This window comes from Ruegeria sp. CRTD044 (assembly GCF_059613485.1).
In genome coordinates this window covers 89,744-111,112 of record NZ_JBXWSP010000003.1, presented here as the reverse complement: position 1 = coordinate 111,112, position 21,369 = coordinate 89,744, and the positions used below count along the sequence as shown (strand labels likewise).

Below are 21,369 nucleotides of genomic sequence, written 5' to 3'. Positions count from 1 at the left end.
TGATACTTTTCCCGTTCAGATTTCCAGATCGGAAATATCTGCACCGGCTTTCAGCGCTTCGTGGACCCATTTTGGTTTACGCCCACGCCCCGTCCAGGTTTGCGTCGGATCGGCCGGATTGCGATATTTTGCTTTGGCTTTCGATCCCTTGCCGGACCGCGTGGGCTGAGATGCCAAGTCGGACAAGGAAAACCCATAAGCGGCAGCTGCTTTTTCAGCGGCCATCAATGCTTCCTGACGCTCTCTGGCCTCAGCGTTTTCCAGCGCCTTATCGACCTGATCGCGCAATTCAAGCAATTCCTTACGCGACAGCTTGTCCAGATTTATGCCCATTGTCGTTCTCCGTACCCACCTGATTCATTTATTACTCATCAGGCAACGTTACGGAGAATCCCAATCAATGGCCATTCTTTAAACGAAATGGGCAATGGAATTAATTCTGGGCGATTATTCCGCGGCCAGCGTTTTTGGATCGGCCAGCAAAACAATATCCCCCATGATGGCATTCAGCTCGAAATTCTTGGGCGTATAGACTTTGGCAACACCCATCGATCTGAGGCGATCCGCATCCTCGTCCGGGATGATGCCTCCGACGACAACTGGAATATCACCCAGACCTGCTTCTCGAAGGCGTGTCATCACTTCTTGAACCAGCGGCAGGTGGCTGCCCGACAGGATCGACAGGCCGATCACATGGGCTTGCTGCTCGATGGCCGAAGCGACGATTTCGTCGGGGGTCAGGCGGATGCCGTCATAGGTGATGTCCATGCCGCAATCGCGGGCGCGGAAGGCGATCTGTTCGGCGCCGTTGGAATGACCGTCCAGACCCGGCTTGCCGACCAGGAATTTCAGGCGACGCCCCAGGCGGTCGCTGACCGCATCCACCGCCGCCCGCAGGTCGTCCAAGCCTTCGGTCTTGTTCGAGACCGACCCCGAAACGCCCGTCGGGCCGCGATAGGTGCCAAAGACGCGGCGCATCTCTTCTGCCCATTCGCCGGTGGTGACACCGGCCTTGGCCGCGGCGATCGAGGGCTCCATGATGTTGGCGCCCGATTGCGCGGCGGCGCGCAGATCGGCCAGCGCCGCGACCACGGCGGCGTCATCGCGGGCGGCACGCCAGACGTTCAGGCGATCGATCTGTTCCTGTTCGACCGCCGGATCGACGACCATGATCCCGCCATCCTCGGTCTGCAGCGGCGAGGGCTCACCCTCGGTCCAGCGGTTCACGCCGACGACGATGGTCTCATTGCGCTCGATCCGGTTGAGCCGCTCGGCGTTGGAATCCACCAGCCGCGATTTCATGTAGTCGATCGCCGCAACCGCACCGCCCATCGACTCCAGATTGGCCAGCTCGGCCCGGGCGCCCTGCTTCAGTTCCTCGACTTTGGCATCGACCACCGGGTTGCCGTCGAACAGGTCGTCATATTCCAGCAGGTCTGTCTCATAGGCCAGGATTTGTTGCATTCGCATCGACCATTGCTGGTCCCACGGGCGCGGCAGGCCCAAGGCCTCGTTCCAGGCGGGCAGCTGCACCGCCCGGGCACGCGCCTTTTTCGACAGGGTCACGGCTAGCATCTCGATCAGGATGCGATAGACGTTGTTCTCGGGCTGCTGCTCGGTCAGGCCCAGCGAGTTGACCTGAACGCCATAGCGGAATCGGCGGAACTTGGGGTTTTCCACCCCATAACGTTGTTGCAGGATTTCATCCCAGAGGTCGACAAAGGCCCGCATTTTGCACATTTCGGTGACAAACCGGATGCCCGCATTCACGAAGAACGAGATACGGCCGCACAGCGCCGCAAAGTCCTCGGCCGGAACGCGGGGGCGCAGCTCGTCCAGAACCGCGATGGCGGTGGCCAGCGCATAGGCGAGCTCCTGCTCGGGCGTCGCGCCGGCCTCTTGCAGGTGATAGGAACACACGTTCATCGGGTTCCATTTCGGTACGTTCGAATAACAGTACTCGGCAACATCCGCGATCATCTTGAGCGAGGGTTTGGGCGGGCAGACATAAGTGCCGCGGCTCAGGTATTCCTTGATCAGGTCATTCTGCACCGTGCCCTGCAGCTTGGACACATTCGCGCCCTGTTCCTCCGCCACCGCGATATACAACGCCAGCAGCCAAGGGGCTGTGGCGTTGATAGTCATCGACGTGTTCATCTGCTCCAGCGGGATCTGGTCGAACAGCACCCGCATGTCGCCCAGGTGGCAGACCGGCACACCGACCTTGCCGACCTCGCCCCGGGCCAGGGTGTGATCACTGTCGTATCCGGTCTGCGTCGGCAGATCGAAGGCCACCGACAGGCCGGTCTGCCCTTTGGCCAAGTTGGACCGGTACAGTGCGTTCGAGGCCTTGGCCGTGGAATGACCGGCATAGGTTCGGATGAGCCAGGGGCGGTCTTTCTGCGTCTGCGTCATGGTCAGAGCCTCATGCGTCAATGGGTAACAATATTTCTCTCATGGGTTCTAAAGCGCAATTTTCAGCACATGTCAATTCGCTGCGTTGCGGCATGTACGGCGTGCTGCCGATTGTGACAGCGGCGGTTTGATGGCACTGTGCGGGCATGACGCAGACCGTTGAGTTACCGATTTGGCTGTTTGTTCTGATCGTGGTGTTTGCCGCGGTCACCTTCGCCTCGCATTTCCTGTTCCCGTCGGTGCGCTGGTTCTTTCGCCGCCGGCTTGAACGGGCTGTTGAACGGTTGAACCAGCGCCTGCAACGGCCGATCCAGCCGTTCAAACTGGCCGAGCGTCATGACATGATCCAACGCCTGATCTATGACCCGCAGGTTGGTCAGGCTGTTCAGCACCACGCCGAAGAACATGGAATCCCCGAAGCGGTCGCGTTCGAGCAGGCCCGGCGATACGCCCGGGAAATCGTCCCGTCGTTTTCAGCCTTCATGTATTTCAGCTTTGCCATTCGGTTGGCACGGTGGTTGAGCAACGCGTTCTACGATGTCCGCCTCAGCCACGAGGACGAGGCCGCATTGAAGGAGATCGACCCCAAAGCAACCGTGGTCTTTGTGATGAATCACCGGAGCAACATGGATTATGTTCTGGTGACCTATTTGGCCGCGCAACAGTCGGCGCTGTCCTATGCGGTGGGCGAGTGGGCACGGGTCTGGCCGCTCAGCCGGTTGATCCGCGCGATGGGAGCCTATTTCATCCGGCGCAAGTCCGGCAGCGAACTCTACCGGCAGGTTCTGGCCAGCTATGTGCGCCTGGCCACCAATGCCGGTGTGACGCAGGCGATGTTCCCCGAGGGCGGTCTGAGCCTCACCGGGTCTTTGGGGCGACCCAAACTGGGACTGCTGAAATACATCATCGACGGCACCAGCCCCGATGGGCGGGATGTGGTGTTCGTGCCGGTTGCGCTGAACTATGACCGGGTGCTGGAGGATACGATTCTGACCGCCGCCGCCCTGGGCAGCGAACGGCGGTTCCGCGCGCGGATCGGCGTGATCACAAGGTGGAGCCTGAAACAGATATGGCGCCGTGTCATCGGGCGTTACAAACGGTTCGGTCTTGCCTCGGTTCGATACGGCCTGCCCATTTCGCTGCAGGAGTTCCGCGAACAAGCTGGCCCGGACTTGATGACGGATCTGGCCCGAGAACTGATGCGCCGGATTGGCCGGGCGATTCCTTTGGTTCCAGCGCCCGCCGCGTGTTGGCTCGTTCGAGAAAACGGCACCATCTCCGAGTCTGACGTTCAGTCACGGATCGCCGAGCTGATGCGCCGGGAGGGCGCCACGGACGAAGATCTGAAAGCCATCCCGCCAGCGATCGAACAACTGGTCGAACGTCGAATACTGAGCAGAAACAACGGTATGCTGTCGCCATCGGTCGAGCGGCTGGATTTGATGAAGTATTATGCGGCCTCAGCGCCCATCGGCGAAGACCCGGATGGTTCTGCGAGTGCAAAAGAAATTTCTGCGGCCGCTGGGTCATAAAATTTCAATAATGGTCCGAAATGGGTTGCAAAATTACTCGTAGGCCAATATTCCAGCCTATGAAGCGCGCGATTCTGCGTCGCGGCGAACATGTTTGACAGAGGAGGCCACAATGGCTTTGGACACCGACGGCGGCATCGCGTCCTACGAGGCACCGGAAAAAGACCTCTACGAGATGGGTGAAATCCCTCCGATGGGATATGTGCCCAAACAGATGTATGCATGGGCCATCCGCAAGGAGCGCCACGGTGAGCCCGACACTGCAATGCAGTTGGAAGTGGTCGATGTGCCCAAGCTGGACAGCCACGAAGTGCTGGTTCTGGTGATGGCGGCAGGCGTCAATTACAACGGCGTCTGGGCCTCGCTCGGCAAGCCGATCAGCCCCTTCGATGGTCACCAGGCCCCGTATCACATTGCCGGATCGGATGCTTCGGGCATCGTCTGGGCGGTGGGCGACAAGGTGAAACGCTGGAAGGTCGGCGACGAGGTCGTGATCCACTGCAACCAGGACGATGGCGACGATGAAGAGTGCAACGGCGGCGACCCGATGTATTCGCCCAGCCAGCGGATCTGGGGCTATGAAACGCCCGATGGGTCGTTTGCGCAATTTACCAACGTGCAGGCACAGCAGCTGATGCCGCGCCCCAAGCACCTGACCTGGGAGGAAAGCGCCTGCTACACGCTGACGCTGGCCACCGCCTATCGGATGCTGTTCGGGCATGAACCGCATGACCTGAAACCGGGCCAGAATGTTCTGGTTTGGGGCGCGTCGGGGGGGCTGGGCTCTTATGCGATCCAGCTGATCAATACGGCTGGCGCCAACGCGATCGGCGTGATCTCGGACGAAAGCAAGCGCGACTTCGTCATGGGGCTGGGCGCCAAGGGCGTCATCAACCGCAAGGACTTCAACTGCTGGGGCCAGTTGCCCACGGTAAACACGCCTGAATATGCCGAGTGGTTCAAAGAGGCCCGCAAGTTCGGCAAGGCGATCTGGGACATCACGGGCAAGGGCGTGAACGTCGACATGGTGTTCGAACACCCCGGCGAGAGCACCTTCCCGGTCTCGACCTTTGTCGTCAAAAAAGGCGGCATGGTCGTGATCTGCGCCGGGACCACCGGCTACAACCTGACCTTTGACGTTCGGTACATGTGGATGCACCAGAAGCGTCTGCAGGGTTCGCATTTCGCGCACCTAAAGCAGGCGTCCGCTGCAAACCGGCTGATGCTGGAGCGGCGTCTCGATCCCTGCATGTCCGAAGTGTTCACTTGGAAAGAACTGCCCGAGGCGCACATGAAAATGATGCGGAACGAGCACAAGCCGGGCAACATGTCTGTCTTGGTTCAGGCCCCGCGTACGGGCATGCGGACCTTGGAAGAGGTTCTGGACGCCCGCGGTTGATCACCGCGCTTTGAAAGCAAGCGCCCGCGAATCGCTTGGACGGTTCGCGGGCGTTTTGCGTTCGGAAGATGGGATATTGTTTTTCAATACCATGCACATTTGGGACCCGCTGTTTTTGGGGAGTAGAAAGCAGTGAATAGGCAAGAAAACAGCGTACATGTTATGGTTGTGTTAACCCTTCGTTAACTGTTTCGGAGAGACCATGATGGCGCGAAATGAGTGGATACTGGACGTATTGTCGGACCTCAACGCCTTCGCCGTTGCGAATGGGTTGACCGCGCTGGCCGAGCAGCTTGACGACACCAGGCTGATCGCCGCGGCCGAAATTGCGTCCCTGAACGATGAGGCAAAAGCGCCGTCGAATGGGAACACAGTTCGATTTGAGCCAGATCCTGGAGGATTTGGAAAACACCAGCACGCTTGACGAGCTGGGTGCGGTTGCTGTCCGCATCAGGGACAAACTGAAGGTCGATCACATCGTCTATCACTGGGTCGATGGCGCTGGCGATCAATATGGCTACACCACCTATCCGGATGCCTGGGCCGATCGATACCGTGAGCGCAACTATCACCGAATAGATCCCGTAATCCTGGGCTGCTTCCAGCGGTTTCATCCGGTCAACTGGAAATCTCTGAACTGGTCCGGCAAGGTCGCCAAAGCCTTTCTGCAAGATGCTTTGGATCATGGTGTCGGCAATCAGGGCTATTCGATCCCAATTCGTGGGCCGAATGGCCAGTTCGCGCTTTTTACTGTCAACCACAGTTGCAGCGACGAGGCTTGGGAAGCCTTCATCGTGACCTACAGCCGTGAGTTGATACTGTTCGCCCACTACTTCAACCGCAAAGCATTGGATTTCGAGCAGGACCGAAGACCTGAATCCGCGCGCGGCCTCTCTCCGCGCGAGATCGACGCGATGACGCTGCTGGCCTTGGGCTACAGCCGGGCGCAGGTCGCGCACTCCTTGTCTATTTCCGAGCACACATTGCGTGTCTATATTGAAAGCGCCCGGTCCAAGCTGGGTGCTCTGAATACAACCCATGCTATCGCCACTGCCCTCAGCAGAGGATTAATAGTGGTTTAAGGCCCGTGCGAGGGCCACACGGGAAATTAACCACGACTTTGTACCCCCTTCGTTCCAGCACTGGACGACAAGGGGAAAAGTCATGCTGCGTTATGTTTACGCTGACGAGCTTCATAAATATCCAAAATTGGCCGAGGGGATGTTTCGCGACCGCGCCGATCAATTCAAAACCCGCCTGGGATGGGATGTTCATGTCAATTTCAAAGGAGAGGAACGGGATCAGTATGATGATCTGAACCCGCTGTATGTCATCTGGGAAGAGCCGGACGGCAGTCACGGCGGATCGATGCGGGTATTGCCCACGACTGGCCCTGTCATGATAAACGAGGTGTTCGGGCATCTGACGGGCGGCAGCCCAATCCGCAGCCCGCTGATCTGGGAAGTGACACGGTTCTGCCTGTCCCGCACCGCTCATCCACACACGGCCGGGGCAATCATGCTGAGTGGGGGAGAGATCATGGAAGGCTTCGGTCTGACCCACATCGCCGGGGTCTTTGATGCAAGGATGATCCGTATCTATCGGCTGATCGGTTCCTCACCGGTGGTCTTGGGCTCGGAGGGGGCGGGCCGTGACCAGATCTCGGTCGGTCTTTGGCCCTATTCCGCTGACGATTGCAACCGCGTGGCCGAGCGGGCGGGCATCCCGCGTGAGCTGTCGCGATTGTGGTTCAAGACGGCGTTCGGGTCCGCCGCGCGGCATCGGTTCGCACTGTCTGCCTGACGTTGAATTCCGCATCTGGCGCAGGTTGGCGCGGCCCTGTAGGGTCGCGCCATGTCTCTGCCCAAGGTAACTTTTTCCGAAGATCAGGCTGCCGCGTTCGACAGCATTGCCCAGATGCTGAAAACCGCAGGCGTGGACCTGGAAGACGATGCGCTGCTCAAGCTGCCCGGCCAGGGCGAATCGGGCGTGATGGCGGTGATCGGCAAGGCCGGGTCGGGCAAAACCCTGCTGTTGGCCGAACTCTACAAGGCGCTGGCCGAGACCGGAGTTCAGATCGTCTCGGGCGATTATGAAAGCCGCAAATCGAAGGACAAGCGCAGCCTTGCCATTCTGGCCCCGACCAACAAGGCCGCCAGTGTGCTGCGGTTGCGCGGTGTTCCGGCCACCACCATTCACCGGATTCTCTACACACCCGTCTATGATCCGGAATACGAGCGGATCGCCGAATGGCTGGCCGGCAATGACGACCGCCCCGAGATCGAAGGCCTGACCGACGAGGCGCTGGACCGCGCGGCCGCGTTTTACGCCAACAACAAGTCCATCCCCGGTGCCCTTGCCGCCGCCGGCCTACGCGGATCGGATTTTATCACCGGCTGGAAACGGCGCGACGAGCCGTTGGATATCGGGTTCGTCGATGAGGCTTCGATGCTGGATGACCGGCAGTTCGAGGATCTCAAAGAGATCTTTCCCACCCTGCTGCTGTTCGGCGACCCGGCGCAGTTGGCACCGGTGAACCAGTCCGGGTCGATGGTGTTCGATGCTTTGCCGGAACCGCGCAAGCTGATCCTGCACCGGGTGCACCGGCAAGAGGCCGACAACCCCATTCTGGATCTTGCCCATGCGCTGGCCGATCCGGTCATGGGGTTCGAGGATTTCGAACGCCTTGTCGAGCAGACCGCCCGCACGGATGACCGCGTGGTCTGGGGCCAGCGGGTCGAGGTCGATCTTATGGCCCGCAGCCCGGTTCTGGTCTGGCGGAACGCGACGCGTATCCGGCTGATCCAGGCCTTCCGCCAGGTGCATGGGGCCCCCGAAACCGAGCTGTTGGAAGGCGAACCGTTGATCTGCGACGGGATCGAGCTGCCGCTGAAGCACCGCAAGAAGCGGCTCGACCTCGAGGCGCGCGGGCTGATCAAGGGGGCGCAGGTGATCTATCTGGGGCCGGGGCGCAAGCCGGGGTTCTCGCGGCTGCACGTCATGGGGGCCGAAGACCCACAGGTCAGCGCCGCCTCGATCGTGCAGATCGAAAAACCGGACGAGGAAGAGCCGTTCATCCCCTTTGCCGCGCGCATGGGGGCCACGTTTTTGCATGGGGCCGCCGTGACGATCCACAAGGCGCAAGGCTCGCAATGGGACACGGTGCAGGTCTTTGCCCCTGACCTTTATGCCGCCGCCCGCATGGGCCGGACCGAGGCCGGGCAACCCCTGTGGAAACGGCTGGCCTATGTGGCCATCACCCGCGCGCAAGAGCGGCTGATCTGGGTGGTGCGCAACCGGCTGTCCAAACCAAGCCACCCGTTGCGGGTTCACGACCTGCGCGCGGTCTCGGCCGCAAAACTTACGCTGGAGGCGGAGGAGACGTGAGGACGATCATTGTAACCGGGGCAAGTTCGGGCATTGGGCGGGCGACGGCCGAGCTGTTTCTGGACCAGGGTTGGAAGGTCGGCCTGCTGGCGCGCAGTGCGGACAAGCTGAGCCAGATGGCCGCAACGCGCAAAAACGCCATTCCCCTGGTGGCCGACGTAACCGACCCCCAAGCGGTGTCGGCGGCATTCGATGAATTTCAGGCGCAGGCTGGACGGTTGGATGTTCTGTTCAACAACGCGGGTATTTTCGCGCCCGCAGGCACGATCGACGAGATCGCGCTGGACGACTGGTATCAGAGCGTCAACGTGAACCTGAACGGGATGTTTCTGTGCGCCCGCGCGGCCTTTGGCCTGATGCGCAGACAGGTGCCCAAGGGGGGCCGCATCATCAACAACGGCTCGATCGCGGCACATGTATCGCGCCCGAATTCGGTGCACTACACCGCCACCAAACACGCGATAACCGGGCTGACACGAAGCCTGTCGCTTGACGGCCGAGCCCATGGGATCGCCTGTGGGCAGATCGACATCGGGAATGACAGAACCCAGATGGTGCAGACCCTGGTCGATAGGGCGGTTGCTGAAGGGCGAGAGCCTGATCCGACGATGGCGGTCGAAGATGCCGCGCGCTCGGTCCTGCACATGGCCAGCCTGCCGCCCGAAGCCAACGTCCAGTTCATGACCGTGATGGCAACGACGATGCCGTATATAGGGCGCGGGTAGCGGTCAGTTTTCGCGCAGCAGTCGGAAAGCCGTCGAAGCGCCCCAGCCTGCGGCGATGGCAATGACAAGGGACATCAACCCGTACCAGACCGGCTGTTGGCGCGACATGTTGTAGAGAAACCGCTCGAGCCCGACTTTCCGAACGTCGATAACCGTCTCGAACTGCGAAATGACTTCGCCATTCCGCATCAGGAAGATGCGGGTCAGGTAGTCGCCTTCGGTCAGGTCGGCCGGCATCTCGATGGAGGTGCGGAATAGCGTTTGCTCATCCACGGCAACCGTGTTCTCACGGATCGAATACAGGCCCTCATCCTCGCGGATCCTGACGACAGCCCGGGCGAAATTCTGCGCCTCCCGGATATGCATGGCCGCCCCGACGGACCGGATCGCGCGCCGGATCGAGATGCGATAGCGCAGGTCTTCGGTGTCGGTGATGATGTCCGTGAACGGCGCGCTTGTGGCGACTGCGTAGAAGCTGGGTGCGGAATCGACCAGAACGCTGTCGGTATTCACCCAGATGCCGAATTTCTTTTCCTTGCGCCGCACCATGACCGGCTCGGACGGGCCCGCGACTGCCACGATCACCTCAAGCGGAGGGCCGGGCGGGATCGGCGCTTCGCGCTTGACGGCGCCAAAGATCAGAATCTCGGATCCATCGAAATCGGCGGTGATGGCTACGCGATCCTGGCTGAGGCCAAGAACGACCTGCTCATCCGCAGCGTGGACGGGGATGGTCAGGAACACAAAGGCGATGAACCAGCGCAACACGTCAATGCCCCCCATCGGTGCCAAGCGAATAGAGCTCGGCTGGTTGCAACAAAAGATCCAGGGCCAGCTTGCCGCAAACCGCCAAAACAAGAGCGGCCAGCAGAACGCGCAGCTGCTCGGCCGGGATGCGTGCCCCCAGCACGGTCCCGATCTGAGCCCCGATCACCCCGCCAACCAACAGTAGGACAGCCAGCACGATATCGACCGTAAAGTTGGTCGTGGCGTGCAGCATGGTGGTGAAGCCAGTGACGAAAATAATCTGGAAAAGGGATGTCCCCACAACCACTTTGGTTGGCATTCCCAGCAGGTAGATCATGGCGGGCACCATGATGAACCCGCCGCCCACGCCCATGATCGCCGACAACACGCCGACGAACAGGCCGACAAGCACCGGCGGGATGACTGAGATATACAGCCCCGAGGTCCGGAACCGCATCTTGAACGGCAGGGCGTGGATCCACCCCCTCTGGCGCCGTTTGACAGGGACTGCACCGGCTTTTCGGGACCTGCGCAGTGCATTGAGGCTTTCAAAGAACATCAGCCCGCCAATGACGCCCAGAAAGACGACATAGCAAAGCTTGACCAGCAGATCGACCTGACCCAGGCTTTTGAGATAGTTGAAGAAGACAACGCCCACGGCGGCGCCAATCAGACCACCCACAAGAAGGACCGTGCCCATCTTCAGATCGACCGTCTTTCTTCGGAAATGCGCCAGCACGCCCGAGAATGACGAGGCAACGATCTGGTTCGCCTCGGTTGCCACGGCAACGGCGGGTGGAATGCCGATAAAGAACAGCAGCGGGGTCATCAAAAAGCCGCCACCGACACCGAACATGCCGGACAGGATTCCCACCATGCCGCCGAGGCCAAGCAGCAGAAAGGCGTTTACGGAAACTTCGGCGATAGGCAGGTAGATATGCATGTGGTCTAGCCGATCCGTGCTGCGGTGGACTGGTTACAACGATCAAAGGTGGGTGCGCTGCGTTGGGCGAGGGAATGCACTGGCGAGTACACGGCGGTTTCGAGGGAAAAACTGGTCACGGTCAAACCCCCGCCAATTCAGATAGCGAATAGTATTCTGTCGGAGCCACGATCAGTTCCAGCCCGACTTTTCCGGCCACGATCATGACCAGTACCGCCAGCAAAACCCGCAGCTGCTCAGCCTTCAACCGGGCGCCGACCATGCTGCCGAACTGGGCTCCAACGACACCCCCGATCAACAGGAACAAGGCCAGCACGATATCCACGCTGTAGTTGGTCGAAGCGTGTATCATCGTCGTGAACCCGGCCACGAAAATGATCTGAAACAGCGAGGTTCCGATCACCACCTTTGTTGGCATTCCCAGGATATAGATCATTGCCGGAACCATGATGAACCCGCCGCCAACGCCCATGATGGCCGACAGGATTCCGACGCCAAAGCCGACCAGGATGGGTGGAATGACCGAGATGTACAGGCTTGACTCGCGGAACCGCATTTTGAACGGCAGTGCATGAACCCAGGTGCGTTGGCGACGTGCGGTCGGTGGGGTGCCGCCCGCTGCTCGTGACCGGCGGATTGCACGCAGGCTCTCAACGAACATCAAGGTGCCGATGAGGCCAAGAAACACGACGTAACACAGCTGGACCGCCAGATCGACCTGCCCCAAATGCTTGAGATAGTTGAAGACGAGCATCCCCAGCGTCGCGCCCAGCAGGCCGCCACCCAGCAGAACCGATCCCATCTTCAGGTCTACGGTCCTGCGCTTGAGATGTGCCATCAGCCCCGAAAATGAGGATGCCACGACCTGGTTGGCCGATGTTGCCACGGCGACCGCCGGCGGAATACCGATCAGAAACAGCAGTGGCGTGATCAGAAAACCGCCTCCCACTCCGAACATGCCGGACAGAACGCCCACAGAAACACCAATCGCCAGCAGGACAAACGGGCTAACGGATACTTCGGCTATGGGAAGGTAGACGTGCATACCCTCTTAGAGCGCTTGCGGCATGCAAAATCAACTCTGCATGCCGCTTTGCAGCAAACAGGACTGAAAAGCAGTCCTGAACTGGCCTTATCAGCGCTCTTTCACATAGGGCTCGCCACCGGCCCTTGGCGGGACCGCTTTGCCGACGAAACCCGCCAGGATCACCACGGTCAGAATATAGGGCAGCGCGTCCATGACCTGAACGGGGATTATGATGCCGCCCAGGTCGATATTCTGGAACCGCAAAGCAACCGCCTGCAGCAGCCCGAACAGCAAACACGCCCACATGGCGTGCCACGGCCGCCACTTGGCGAAGATCAGTGCGGCCAGTGCGATAAAGCCCCGGCCGGCCGTCATGTCTTTGACGAACCCTGCCTGCAACGCGGTAGCCAAATAGGCCCCGGCGATGCCACATAGCACGCCACAGATGGCGACGGCCGCGTAGCGAAGCCCCACCACCGAGACGCCCGCGGTGTCCACTGCCGCCGGGTTTTCACCCACGGCGCGCAGGCGCAGGCCAAAGCGGGTGCGGAACAGCACCCACCAGGTGGCGGGCACCATCAGGAACGCCACGTAAACAAGAATCGAGTGGCCTGAGAGCAGCTCGGCATAGATGGGGCCGATGATCGGCACACCGCTCAGTGCCTCGGCGAAGGGGAAGTTGATTGGCTCGAACCGGCCGCCTCCGAACAGCGACGGCGTGCGGCCGCCTTGCTGGAACCAGTCCTGCGCCACCAGCACGGTCATGCCGGCAGCCAGAAAGTTGATGGCGACACCGGAAATCAGCTGGTTGCCCCGGAACGTGATCGAGGCAAGCCCGTGCAGGCCAGACAGCGCCAAGGACGATGCGATGCCGGCCAGCAGGCCCAGCCATACCGACCCGGTGACCGCGGCAACGGCGGCCGAAAAGAATGCCGCCATCAGCATCTTGCCTTCCAGCCCGATGTCGAAGATGCCAGCGCGTTCCGAATACAAGCCGGCCAGACAGGCCAGCAGCAGCGGCGTGGCCAGGCGAATGGTCGAGTCCAAAACCTGGACGATCGTCAGGAACAACTCCATCAGTTCGTCTCCTTCCGCAGGGCCAGGAACAGCTTTTCAAGCGGCATGCGGACCATGTTGTCCAGCGCCCCGGTGAAAAGGATCACCAGTGCCTGGATCACCACGATCAGTTCGCGCGGGATCGAGGTCCACAGGGCCAGTTCAGCGCCCCCCTGATAGAGGAAGCCAAACAGGATGGCCGCGAGGAATACGCCGAACGGGTGCGAGCGGCCCATCAGGGCCACCGCGATGCCGATGAAGCCCGCGCCCTCGGTCGAGTTCAGAACCAGCCGCTCGGCCTCACCCATGACGTTGTTGATTGCCATCAGGCCCGCCAGAGCGCCCGAAATCAGCATCGCCACGATGGTGATGCGCACCGGTGAGATACCGGCATAGACCGCACCGGTTTCCGAATGCCCATAAGCCCGAATTTCATAGCCCAGGCGAGTGCGCCAGATCAGCGCCCAGACTACGATGCAGGCGATGACCGCGATGATCAGCGAGATGTTGGCCGGAGCCGCCTTGGAGAAGTTGATCCCGATCGGGGCCAGCATCTCGTGCAGGGTGGGCAGATGTACCGCCTCGGCAAAGCGGGCGGTCGCCGGGTCCTGCGAGCCGGCCGGTCGCATCACGTTGACCAGCATGTAGTTCAGCAGCGCCGCAGCGATGAAGTTGAACATGATCGTGGTGATCACGATATGGCTGCCGCGCTTGGCCTGCAGATAGGCCGGTATCGCAGCCCAAGCCGCGCCGAACAGCATGCCGGCGGCCATCGCAGCCAGCAGAGCGATGCTCCAATGCGGCCACGGCACATAGAGGCACACCATGGCTACGCCCAGTCCGCCCAACATGGCCTGACCCTCGCCACCGATGTTGAACAGACGCGCGTGAAAGGCCACTGCAACCGCAAGGCCGGTGAACATGAAGTTGGTGGCATAATACAGGGTATAACCCCAGCCATAGGTCGACCCCAGCGCGCCGGTGACCATCAGGTTCACCGCCTCGACCGGGTTTTCGCCAATGGCCAGAATGACCAGTGTCGACAGGATTGCGGCCAGGATCAGACTGATGAGCGGGATCAGAATGACGTCGGCCCATTTGGGCATCTTATCCATGTTACGCGGCCTCCCCCGCAACACCGGCCATCAAAAGGCCCAGTTCTTTTTCATCCGTTTCATGGGGCAGGCGCTCGCCCATGATATGTCCGTCGAACATCACTGCAATCCGGTCGGACAGAGAGAAGATCTCTTCCAACTCGACCGAGACCAGCAGGATCGCCTTGCCCTGATCGCGCAGGGCGACGATCTGCTTGTGAATGAACTCGATCGCGCCGATGTCCACGCCGCGGGTCGGCTGGCCCACCAACAGCAAATCGGGGTTCCGCTCGATTTCGCGTGCAACCACGATCTTCTGCTGATTTCCACCCGAAAAGTTCTTGGCCGACAGCCAGCCATTAGGCGGACGCACGTCGAATTTCTCGATCTTGCGTTCTGTGTCGGCGCGCAGTGCGGCGTTGTTCATGAAAATCCCGCGCTGATAGGCGGGGTCGCGGTGATAGCCGAAGGCCACGTTTTCCCAGGCGTGGAAGTCCATGATCAGACCTTCGCGTTGCCGGTCTTCGGGCACATGGGCGATGCCTTGGGCGCGCCGGGCCTGACCGTCGGCCTCGGGTCCGCTGAGCGCCAGAGGCGTACCATTCAGTTTGATCACGCCTGATCCCGGGCGCATCCCGCCCAACACTTCGAGCAGCTCGGACTGCCCGTTGCCGGCGACGCCTGCGATGCCCACGATCTCGCCCGCGCGGACGGTCAGGTCGATACCTTTGACGCGCTCGACGCCCGCCGAATCCGTCACCCGCAGGTTCTCGATTTCCAATATGGGCTTGCCGGGTTTGGCCGGCACCTTGTCGACGCGCAACAGAACCTTGCGCCCGACCATCAGCTCGGCCAGTTCCTCGGGGTTGGTCTCGGCGGTCTTGACCGTTGCGGTCATCTGTCCGCGGCGCATCACCGACACTGTGTCGGTGGCTTCCATGATCTCGCGCAGCTTGTGGGTGATCAGGATGATGGTCTTCCCTTCGGCGCGCAGCCGGTCGAGGATGCGGAACAGCTGGTCGGCCTCGGCCGGGGTCAGCACCCCGGTGGGTTCGTCCAAAATCAGGATCTCCGCCTTGCGATACAGCGCCTTGAGGATTTCGACCCGCTGCTGCATTCCCACGCCGATCTCGTCGATGCGCTTGTCGGGGTCCACGAACAGCTCGTATTCTTCCTCGAGCTCTTTCAGCTCTTTTCGGGCCTTGGCCAGCGAGGGGGCCAGCAGCCCGCCATCTTCCGCGCCCAGAACGATGTTTTCCAGAACGGTGAAATTCTCGACCAACTTGAAATGCTGAAAGACCATGCCGATGCCCGCGGCGATCGCGGCCTGGCTGTCGGGGATGTCGGTCTTTTTACCGTTGATCCAGATTTCACCTTTGTCGGCCTTGTAGAAGCCGTACAGAATGCTCATCAGCGTGGATTTGCCCGCACCGTTTTCACCGATGATCCCGTGGATCGTGCCGGGGGCGACGCTGATCGAGATGTCCTTGTTCGCTTGAACTGGCCCAAAGGCTTTGGAAATCCCTTTGAGCTCGATGGCGGGGACTGTCATGTCTTGTCCTCGATTGCCGTAGAAGCTGCGCTGATTTCGCAATAATTCGGTCGTGGCGAAACAGCGGCATGAGTGGATGCGGGACGGGAGGTTTCCCCCGCCCTGCGCGATATCAGAACTGCAGTGCCGGGCAGCTGTCGTTCTCGTAGTAGCTGACGACGGTGACATTGCCGTCGATGATGTCGCGGCGCGCCTTTTCGACGGCGGCCTTCATCTCGTCGCTTACCAGCGAGGCGTTGTTTTCATCCATGGCAACGCCGACACCGTCCTGTGCCAGCCCCATGGTGAACTTGCCGGTCTCGACATCTTCGCCTGCTTTCATGGCGTCATAAACGGCCACATCCACGCGCTTGAGCATCGAGGTCAGGACCTTGCCCGGGTGCAGGTGGTTCTGGTTGCTGTCCACGCCGATCGACAGGATGCCTTCGTCGACCGCGGTCTGCAGAACACCGACGCCGGTACCGCCTGCGGCGGCGTAGATCACGTCAGCGCCTTGGCTGATCTGAGCTTTGGTCAGCTCAGAGCCCTTCACCGGGTCGTTCCATGCGGCCGGGGTGGTGCCGGTCATGTTGGCGACGACGTTGATGTCAGGGTTTACGGCCTTTGCGCCCTGGGCGTAGCCGCAACCAAAGTGCCGGATCAGCGGAATGTCCATGCCGCCGATGAAGCCGACGGTACCCGACTTGGATGCCATCGCGGCCATCATGCCGACCAGGTACGAGCCTTCATGCTCGGCGAACGAGACCTGGCGGATGTTCGGCGCGTCCAGCCAGCTGACGTCGACGGCGACGAACTTGGTGTCGGGATAGTCAGGTGCGACGGCGGCCAGCGGATCAGCCATGGCAAAGCCCATGGTGATGATCGGGTTTGCACCGGCTTCAGCGAAACGACGCAGGGCTTGTTCGCGCTGCGCTTCCGACTGCAGCTCGATTTCGCGATAAGACTTGCCGGTCTGGTCGGCCCAGCGCTTGGCGCCGTTATGGGCTGCTTCGTTGAACGATTTGTCGAACTTGCCGCCCAGATCGAAGATGATCGCTGGTTCGGCCAGCGCCGCTCCTGCGGTCAGTGCAAACGCGGCGGCCGCGCCCATCAAGGATTTCATCAGGGTCATCATATACTCCCGTTGTTTTTTATGGCTTCGGGGCAGGGGCTTTTGCCCAGCCCCGCTCAGAGCGAGCAGAACTGCTGTGATAGCGGCAATTAAGGCCGTCTGAAACAGCCATGGTCAACCGCTTTTTGACCATTTGGTCTCAGAAATGCCCGGCTTTCGTCAGGGTAGCGCGCGCTCCATCAAGATTGCATCTACTTTGTCAGCCTTGCCGCGTCGGTAATATCCCGGCCGAAGACCGCAGCGCGCATAGCCGCAACTTTGGTAGAGTGCAATGGCGGCCGCGTTGTCCGATGCCACCTCAAGAAACGCCCGGCGCGCACCCAGATCGCGAGCCCTGTCGTGCCATGCCTGCATGCAGACGCGGCCCAGACCCTGCCGCTGGTGATCGGGGTGCGTCGCGATGGTCAGCAGCTCGGCCTCGTCGCCGATGACCTGGATCAAGGCAAATGCTGTTTTGTTTCCAACGACATGGATGAAGCGGTTGGTAAGAAGCTCAGCAAATTCATCAGCGGTCCATGGGCGGGACTGGGTGAAAGCCGCGCCGTGGGTCTCGGCCATTTCCTGTGGGGTCATGGGTCCAGCAAAGGCGGCGGCGTATCGCGCGACGGGGCGGCGTCTGCTGCACGAACGTACAGGGGGGCAGGGGGATCTGACACAAGGTCAACACGTCCAGAAGCAATCCGGGCGATGGCCCGGACGACTGCATTCGCATCGTCGCACAAAAACAGGGCGCCAAGTGATTCTGCCTCTTCCTGCGTCATCAGTTGCGGCGTCCTGTCGGGCGCTTGCACATAAACTTGGTCGCGGGGGGCTGGAATGGCTGGGATCTGCCCTTCGGGTGCCAAGGCCGCCAAGGCTTCAAGGCCCGAAACGCCGATTGCCGGCTTGTTCAATCCAAGCGCCAGCCCTCGGGCGGCAGAGACCGAGATGCGAATTCCTGTGAAATTGCCCGGACCCGTCCCGACACCGATCGCGTCGATATCCGCCCAAGAAACCCCGCCTTCTGCCAGGATGTCCTGAAGCAGAGGCATCAGGCATTCCGCCTGGCCGCGGGTCATGGTTTCGGCGCGGCTCACGACGATGTCTGGCCCGCGCAGCAAAGCGGCCGCGCAATGCGCGGCCGATGTGTCAAATGCCAGAATTGTTTGATCAGACGGCAACAGGGCGAACCTCGGTCACCTCGGGGATGTAATGGCGGAGCAGGTTCTCGATTCCCATCTTCAGGGTCAGCGTTGAGGACGGGCACCCAGCGCAGGCGCCTTGCATATGCAGGTAGACGACGCCGCGGTCAAAGCCGTGGAAGGTGATATCACCGCCGTCCTGCGCCACGGCGGGGCGCACGCGGCTGTCCAGCAATTCCTTGATCTGGTTGACGATTTCCGAGTCCTCACCCGAATGTTCAGCATGACCGGACGCGGTTTCCACCCCGGCCCCCATCACCGGCTGGCCGGACTGGTAGTGCTCCATCACGGCGCCCAGGATGGCGGGTTTGATGTGGTCCCACTGCACGCCGTCGTCTTTGGTGACGGTCACGAAGTCATTGCCGAAGAAAACTCCGGTCACACCGCTGACCGCAAAGATGCGCTGCGCCAGAGGCGAGTTCTGCGCGGCTTCGGCAGTCGGGAAATCCGCTGTACCGGCCTCGAGCACGGTCTGACCGGGCAGGAATTTCAGCGTGGCCGGGTTGGGCGTGGATTCGGTCTGGATGAACATGGCGCGCTCCGTATCAGTTGGCTCTGATATGCGCGTCAGTGGCCGGGAAGTCAAGATTTGGAACGGTTCTAAATAGCTGCGGCCTGTCGGATTGCCATGTCCAGCCGGTCATCGCCCCAATAAAGCTCCTCATCCACGACAAAACTGGGGGCGCCGAAGATCCCCAGCGATTTGGCGCGGGCAACCTGTTCAAACAGAGAACTCTTGATGTCAGCGTCTGCGGTTCGGTCGATCATGTCCTCGGGGACGCCGGCGGCGGACAGGGCGCTGCGCAGGACAGGCTCTTCCGAAACATTAAGGCCTTGGCCAAATTGTGCGGCGAAAACGGCGCCGGAGAATGCCGCGCGCGCTTCACCTTGTGGGATGGCAAGGGCAAGGCGTGCAGCCTTCAGGCCGTTTTGCGGAAACTCGGCAGGTTGGGTCAGGGGCAGGTCACGCTGCCGGCATAGCCGTTCCATGTCGCGCCACATGTACCGCCCCTTGGCCGGATAGATGTTGAACGGCGAGGTTTTCCACCCCTGCTCGGCAAAAATGGGACCCAGAAGGAATGGCTGCCAGTCCACCTGCACGCCGCAGGCTGCCGCGTCCCGTTCGACCCGCATGGCGCTGAGGTAGGAATAGGTCGAGGCGAAATCGAACCAGAAGTGCAGGGTGGCGGGCATCAGGTGATCTCTTCGAGCTTCTCCTTGCTCAGGTCGCCCGGAACGATGGTGATCGGAATCGGCAAGCTGCCGGAATTCCGCGTCAACTGAGTGACCAGTGGACCCGGGCCCTTCTTGTCGGTACCCGCACCCAGAACAAGGACGCCGATCTCGGGATCCGAGCGGACATGCTCGATGATCTGCGGAACGGGCTCACCCTCGCGGATCGCCAGTTCCGGCTCGATCCCCTGCTTGTCGCGCATCCACTTTGCAAATACCTCGAAATGCGCATGGATACGCTCGCGGGCTTCCTCCCGCATCACTTCGGCCACGCCGATCCAGTGATTGAACTCGTCCGGAGGAATGACCGAGAGGATGGTCACCCCCCCGCCCGTATGCGCAGCACGCATCGCGGCGAAACGCATGGCGTTCAGGCACTCGCGGCTATCGTCAAGAACTACAAGGAACTTGCGCATGAATGTCCTCTTCGGTTTTCGGGATCATGCCCGAGCATTCGGTGTCTGGCAACTCGGGCCGCGACGGGCCTTCGCTTATTGGTTGCTGGCCGCCCAGTCCCAGTAGAGCGCGCGCGTGCGGCGCGTGATAGGGCCAATCTGATATTGCGTGTCGTCCAGTGCGGTCACGGGCGTGACCTTGTTCATGTTGCCGGACATGAACACTTCGTCCGCGTCGTGAAAATCGTCGAAGGTCAGAACAGTTTCGTGAACCGTCACACCGTCGCGCCGCAGATTGTCGATGTGCCGCGCACGGGTGATGCCTGCAAGGAAGGTGCCGTTCGGTGCCGGAGTAAACACCTCGCCATCCTTGGCCATGAAGATGTTGGCCGTTGCGGTTTCTGCCACGTTGCCCATGGCATCGGTCACCAATGCGTTTGAGAACCCCTTGGATCGTGCTTCCGCCAGCATTCGGGCGTTGTTTGGATAAAGGCACCCGGCCTTGGCGTTGACTACCGCGCTTTCCAGAACCGGGCGGCGGAAGCGGGTGGTCGTCAGCGTGACCGAGGCCGCCTCGGGCGCCATCGGGATTTCTTCGAGGCAGATGGCAAAGCCTGTGCTGTCAGCCTGCGGCACGATCGCCGTCGCGTCTCCGTCGATCCCCCAGTACATAGGGCGAATGTAGACGGCGGCCTCGGTCGGGTAAGCTTCAAGACCTTCGCGGATCAGTTCGACCATCTGTTCGGTGGTCACGGTCGGAGTGAGCATCAGCGCCTCGGCCGAGCGGTTCACCCGGTCGCAATGAGCGGCCAGATCCGGGGTCATGCCATCAAATCGGCGGGCTCCGTCAAACACTGACGAACCCAACCAGGCCCCGTGGTCCGCAGCCCGCATGATCGGGGCATCGCCATCGTGCCATTTGCCATCGAAATAAGTGCGGATATTCTTGCCGACTGCCATTTTGCCCTCCGTCAATTCCGCCGAACCGTAGGAGCGCGCGCGCCTGAGGTCCAGCAGATTATCCCGTCGCCATAGGCAACACGTCGCGCTTGACCATTGCGCGCAGGGCGAAGTTGGAGCGCAGGTTGCGGATGCCGGGAATCTGCATTAACCGGTTTTCCAGAAACGCGTCAAAGGCGGTCAGGTCACGCGCCACGACGCGCAGCAGGATGTCGCGCGAGCCGGTCATGAGGTAACACTCCATCACTTCATCACAGCGCAAAATGGCGCGTTCGAAAGCGTCGATGGCGTTGCGGTCCTGTTTCTCAAGTTCGACAGACACGAAAATCGTGACGCCAAAGCCCAGCTTCTCGGGGTCGACCTGCGCCGAATATCCGGTGATCACCTCGTCGCGGCGCAGGCGGTCCAGGCGTCGCGCGCAGGGTGTGGGCGAAAGGCCCACCTTTTCGGCCAGGTCCAGAACGGTTATGCGCCCGTCCTGCTGCAGCGCGCGCACGATCTTGCGGTCGATCTGATCCATGGGGAAAATCCCTAAAATTGTCGGCTCAGATTATTATTATCGCCAAGAGCAATGTGTTGGCCAGCACGTATTGGCGAAAATCGCTCGGTCGG

22 protein-coding genes are annotated in these 21,369 nt (G+C 60.9%); 6 read left to right on the top strand and 16 right to left on the bottom strand.

Annotated features, from left to right (window positions below):
* Positions 1–15 precede the first annotated feature (15 nt).
* Both AC2FNL_RS01500 and AC2FNL_RS01495 read right to left on the bottom strand, forming a co-directional pair.
* Entirely contained in the window at positions 16–333 is a 318-nt protein-coding gene (locus tag AC2FNL_RS01500; protein WP_093963469.1) for an H-NS histone family protein, read from the bottom strand.
* A 114-nt stretch (positions 334–447) separates the two neighbouring features.
* Entirely contained in the window at positions 448–2,415 is a 1,968-nt protein-coding gene (locus AC2FNL_RS01495; protein WP_496831921.1) for a protein meaA, read from the bottom strand.
* A 146-nt stretch (positions 2,416–2,561) separates the two neighbouring features.
* Here AC2FNL_RS01495 and AC2FNL_RS01490 point away from each other — a divergent pair, with 146 nt between their 5' ends.
* The 6 genes from AC2FNL_RS01490 to AC2FNL_RS01465 all read left to right on the top strand — a co-directional run bounded on the left by AC2FNL_RS01490 (position 2,562) and on the right by AC2FNL_RS01465 (position 9,458).
* Complete coding sequence (locus AC2FNL_RS01490; protein WP_496831919.1) at positions 2,562–3,947, top strand: 1-acyl-sn-glycerol-3-phosphate acyltransferase; 1,386 nt, start codon at positions 2,562–2,564, stop codon at positions 3,945–3,947.
* Between the two features lie 112 nt (positions 3,948–4,059).
* Positions 4,060–5,346 (top strand): crotonyl-CoA carboxylase/reductase, encoded by a 1,287-nt coding sequence (ccrA, locus tag AC2FNL_RS01485; RefSeq protein ID WP_093963466.1) that lies wholly within the window; start codon positions 4,060–4,062, stop codon positions 5,344–5,346.
* A gap of 362 nt (positions 5,347–5,708) precedes the next feature.
* Complete coding sequence (locus AC2FNL_RS01480; RefSeq protein ID WP_093963464.1) at positions 5,709–6,428, top strand: helix-turn-helix transcriptional regulator; 720 nt, start codon at positions 5,709–5,711, stop codon at positions 6,426–6,428.
* Between the two features lie 82 nt (positions 6,429–6,510).
* Positions 6,511–7,149 (top strand): acyl-homoserine-lactone synthase, encoded by a 639-nt coding sequence (locus AC2FNL_RS01475; RefSeq protein ID WP_496831916.1) that lies wholly within the window; start codon positions 6,511–6,513, stop codon positions 7,147–7,149.
* Positions 7,150–7,200: 51 nt separating this feature from the next.
* Complete coding sequence (locus tag AC2FNL_RS01470; RefSeq protein ID WP_496831914.1) at positions 7,201–8,733, top strand: ATP-dependent DNA helicase; 1,533 nt, start codon at positions 7,201–7,203, stop codon at positions 8,731–8,733.
* Positions 8,730–9,458, top strand: coding sequence for an SDR family oxidoreductase (locus tag AC2FNL_RS01465; RefSeq protein WP_496831912.1), 729 nt, complete (start codon positions 8,730–8,732; stop codon positions 9,456–9,458). The genes AC2FNL_RS01470 and AC2FNL_RS01465 overlap by 4 nt, the downstream gene beginning before the upstream one ends.
* Before the next feature lie 3 nt (positions 9,459–9,461).
* Here AC2FNL_RS01465 and AC2FNL_RS01460 read toward each other — a convergent pair whose 3' ends face one another.
* The 14 genes from AC2FNL_RS01460 to AC2FNL_RS01395 all read right to left on the bottom strand — a co-directional run bounded on the left by AC2FNL_RS01460 (position 9,462) and on the right by AC2FNL_RS01395 (position 21,277).
* Positions 9,462–10,241, bottom strand: coding sequence for a TIGR02186 family protein (locus tag AC2FNL_RS01460; protein WP_170342165.1), 780 nt, complete (start codon positions 10,239–10,241; stop codon positions 9,462–9,464).
* Positions 10,228–11,148: a sulfite exporter TauE/SafE family protein gene (locus AC2FNL_RS01455; RefSeq protein WP_093963459.1), complete on the bottom strand. Its 921-nt coding sequence runs from the start codon at positions 11,146–11,148 to the stop codon at positions 10,228–10,230. The genes AC2FNL_RS01460 and AC2FNL_RS01455 overlap by 14 nt, the downstream gene beginning before the upstream one ends.
* Positions 11,149–11,269: 121 nt before the next feature.
* Complete coding sequence (locus AC2FNL_RS01450; RefSeq protein ID WP_496831909.1) at positions 11,270–12,193, bottom strand: sulfite exporter TauE/SafE family protein; 924 nt, start codon at positions 12,191–12,193, stop codon at positions 11,270–11,272.
* Positions 12,194–12,283: 90 nt separating this feature from the next.
* Positions 12,284–13,252 (bottom strand): ABC transporter permease, encoded by a 969-nt coding sequence (locus tag AC2FNL_RS01445; RefSeq protein ID WP_093963457.1) that lies wholly within the window; start codon positions 13,250–13,252, stop codon positions 12,284–12,286.
* A complete protein-coding gene (locus AC2FNL_RS01440) occupies positions 13,252–14,346 on the bottom strand; it encodes an ABC transporter permease (protein ID WP_093963456.1) in 1,095 nt (364 codons plus the stop codon). Before AC2FNL_RS01440 ends, AC2FNL_RS01445 begins: the two co-directional genes overlap by 1 nt.
* Before the next feature lies 1 nt (position 14,347).
* Complete coding sequence (locus tag AC2FNL_RS01435; RefSeq protein ID WP_093963455.1) at positions 14,348–15,877, bottom strand: ABC transporter ATP-binding protein; 1,530 nt, start codon at positions 15,875–15,877, stop codon at positions 14,348–14,350.
* A 112-nt stretch (positions 15,878–15,989) separates the two neighbouring features.
* A complete protein-coding gene (locus AC2FNL_RS01430) occupies positions 15,990–16,988 on the bottom strand; it encodes a BMP family lipoprotein (protein WP_496831906.1) in 999 nt (332 codons plus the stop codon).
* Between the two features lie 159 nt (positions 16,989–17,147).
* Complete coding sequence (gene rimI, locus AC2FNL_RS01425) at positions 17,148–17,561, bottom strand: ribosomal protein S18-alanine N-acetyltransferase (protein ID WP_093963453.1); 414 nt, start codon at positions 17,559–17,561, stop codon at positions 17,148–17,150.
* The gene (tsaB, locus tag AC2FNL_RS01420) at positions 17,558–18,148 is read right to left on the bottom strand and encodes a tRNA (adenosine(37)-N6)-threonylcarbamoyltransferase complex dimerization subunit type 1 TsaB (protein WP_496831904.1); all 591 of its coding nucleotides are present in this window, start codon (positions 18,146–18,148) and stop codon (positions 17,558–17,560) included. Before tsaB ends, rimI begins: the two co-directional genes overlap by 4 nt.
* Entirely contained in the window at positions 18,138–18,701 is a 564-nt protein-coding gene (locus AC2FNL_RS01415; RefSeq protein ID WP_093963451.1) for a NifU family protein, read from the bottom strand. The genes tsaB and AC2FNL_RS01415 overlap by 11 nt, the downstream gene beginning before the upstream one ends.
* Positions 18,702–18,769: 68 nt before the next feature.
* Complete coding sequence (locus AC2FNL_RS01410) at positions 18,770–19,363, bottom strand: 2-hydroxychromene-2-carboxylate isomerase (protein WP_496831902.1); 594 nt, start codon at positions 19,361–19,363, stop codon at positions 18,770–18,772.
* Complete coding sequence (locus AC2FNL_RS01405) at positions 19,363–19,818, bottom strand: universal stress protein (RefSeq protein ID WP_170342153.1); 456 nt, start codon at positions 19,816–19,818, stop codon at positions 19,363–19,365. The genes AC2FNL_RS01410 and AC2FNL_RS01405 overlap by 1 nt, the downstream gene beginning before the upstream one ends.
* A gap of 75 nt (positions 19,819–19,893) precedes the next feature.
* Entirely contained in the window at positions 19,894–20,757 is an 864-nt protein-coding gene (locus AC2FNL_RS01400; RefSeq protein ID WP_496831899.1) for a branched-chain amino acid aminotransferase, read from the bottom strand.
* A 58-nt stretch (positions 20,758–20,815) separates the two neighbouring features.
* Positions 20,816–21,277 (bottom strand): Lrp/AsnC family transcriptional regulator, encoded by a 462-nt coding sequence (locus AC2FNL_RS01395; RefSeq protein ID WP_093963447.1) that lies wholly within the window; start codon positions 21,275–21,277, stop codon positions 20,816–20,818.
* Between the last annotated feature and the right edge of the window lie 92 nt (positions 21,278–21,369).

Bases quoted from the DNA above. Each gene is read 5' to 3' on its own strand.
- AC2FNL_RS01500 (WP_093963469.1), bottom strand. From the start codon at position 333: ATGGGCATAAATCTGGACAAGCTGTCGCGTAAGGAATTGCTTGAATTG.
- AC2FNL_RS01495 (WP_496831921.1), bottom strand. From the start codon at position 2,415: ATGACGCAGACGCAGAAAGACCGCCCCTGGCTCATCCGAACCTATGCC.
- AC2FNL_RS01490 (WP_496831919.1), top strand. From the start codon at position 2,562: ATGACGCAGACCGTTGAGTTACCGATTTGGCTGTTTGTTCTGATCGTG.
- ccrA (WP_093963466.1), top strand. From the start codon at position 4,060: ATGGCTTTGGACACCGACGGCGGCATCGCGTCCTACGAGGCACCGGAA.
- AC2FNL_RS01480 (WP_093963464.1), top strand. From the start codon at position 5,709: ATGGGAACACAGTTCGATTTGAGCCAGATCCTGGAGGATTTGGAAAAC.
- AC2FNL_RS01475 (WP_496831916.1), top strand. From the start codon at position 6,511: ATGCTGCGTTATGTTTACGCTGACGAGCTTCATAAATATCCAAAATTG.
- AC2FNL_RS01470 (WP_496831914.1), top strand. From the start codon at position 7,201: ATGTCTCTGCCCAAGGTAACTTTTTCCGAAGATCAGGCTGCCGCGTTC.
- AC2FNL_RS01460 (WP_170342165.1), bottom strand. From the start codon at position 10,241: ATGGGGGGCATTGACGTGTTGCGCTGGTTCATCGCCTTTGTGTTCCTG.
- AC2FNL_RS01455 (WP_093963459.1), bottom strand. From the start codon at position 11,148: ATGCATATCTACCTGCCTATCGCCGAAGTTTCCGTAAACGCCTTTCTG.
- AC2FNL_RS01450 (WP_496831909.1), bottom strand. From the start codon at position 12,193: ATGCACGTCTACCTTCCCATAGCCGAAGTATCCGTTAGCCCGTTTGTC.
- AC2FNL_RS01445 (WP_093963457.1), bottom strand. From the start codon at position 13,252: ATGGAGTTGTTCCTGACGATCGTCCAGGTTTTGGACTCGACCATTCGC.
- AC2FNL_RS01440 (WP_093963456.1), bottom strand. From the start codon at position 14,346: ATGGATAAGATGCCCAAATGGGCCGACGTCATTCTGATCCCGCTCATC.
- AC2FNL_RS01435 (WP_093963455.1), bottom strand. From the start codon at position 15,877: ATGACAGTCCCCGCCATCGAGCTCAAAGGGATTTCCAAAGCCTTTGGG.
- AC2FNL_RS01430 (WP_496831906.1), bottom strand. From the start codon at position 16,988: ATGACCCTGATGAAATCCTTGATGGGCGCGGCCGCCGCGTTTGCACTG.
- rimI (WP_093963453.1), bottom strand. From the start codon at position 17,561: ATGACCCCACAGGAAATGGCCGAGACCCACGGCGCGGCTTTCACCCAG.
- AC2FNL_RS01415 (WP_093963451.1), bottom strand. From the start codon at position 18,701: ATGTTCATCCAGACCGAATCCACGCCCAACCCGGCCACGCTGAAATTC.
- AC2FNL_RS01410 (WP_496831902.1), bottom strand. From the start codon at position 19,363: ATGCCCGCCACCCTGCACTTCTGGTTCGATTTCGCCTCGACCTATTCC.
- AC2FNL_RS01405 (WP_170342153.1), bottom strand. From the start codon at position 19,818: ATGCGCAAGTTCCTTGTAGTTCTTGACGATAGCCGCGAGTGCCTGAAC.
- AC2FNL_RS01400 (WP_496831899.1), bottom strand. From the start codon at position 20,757: ATGGCAGTCGGCAAGAATATCCGCACTTATTTCGATGGCAAATGGCAC.
- AC2FNL_RS01395 (WP_093963447.1), bottom strand. From the start codon at position 21,277: ATGGATCAGATCGACCGCAAGATCGTGCGCGCGCTGCAGCAGGACGGG.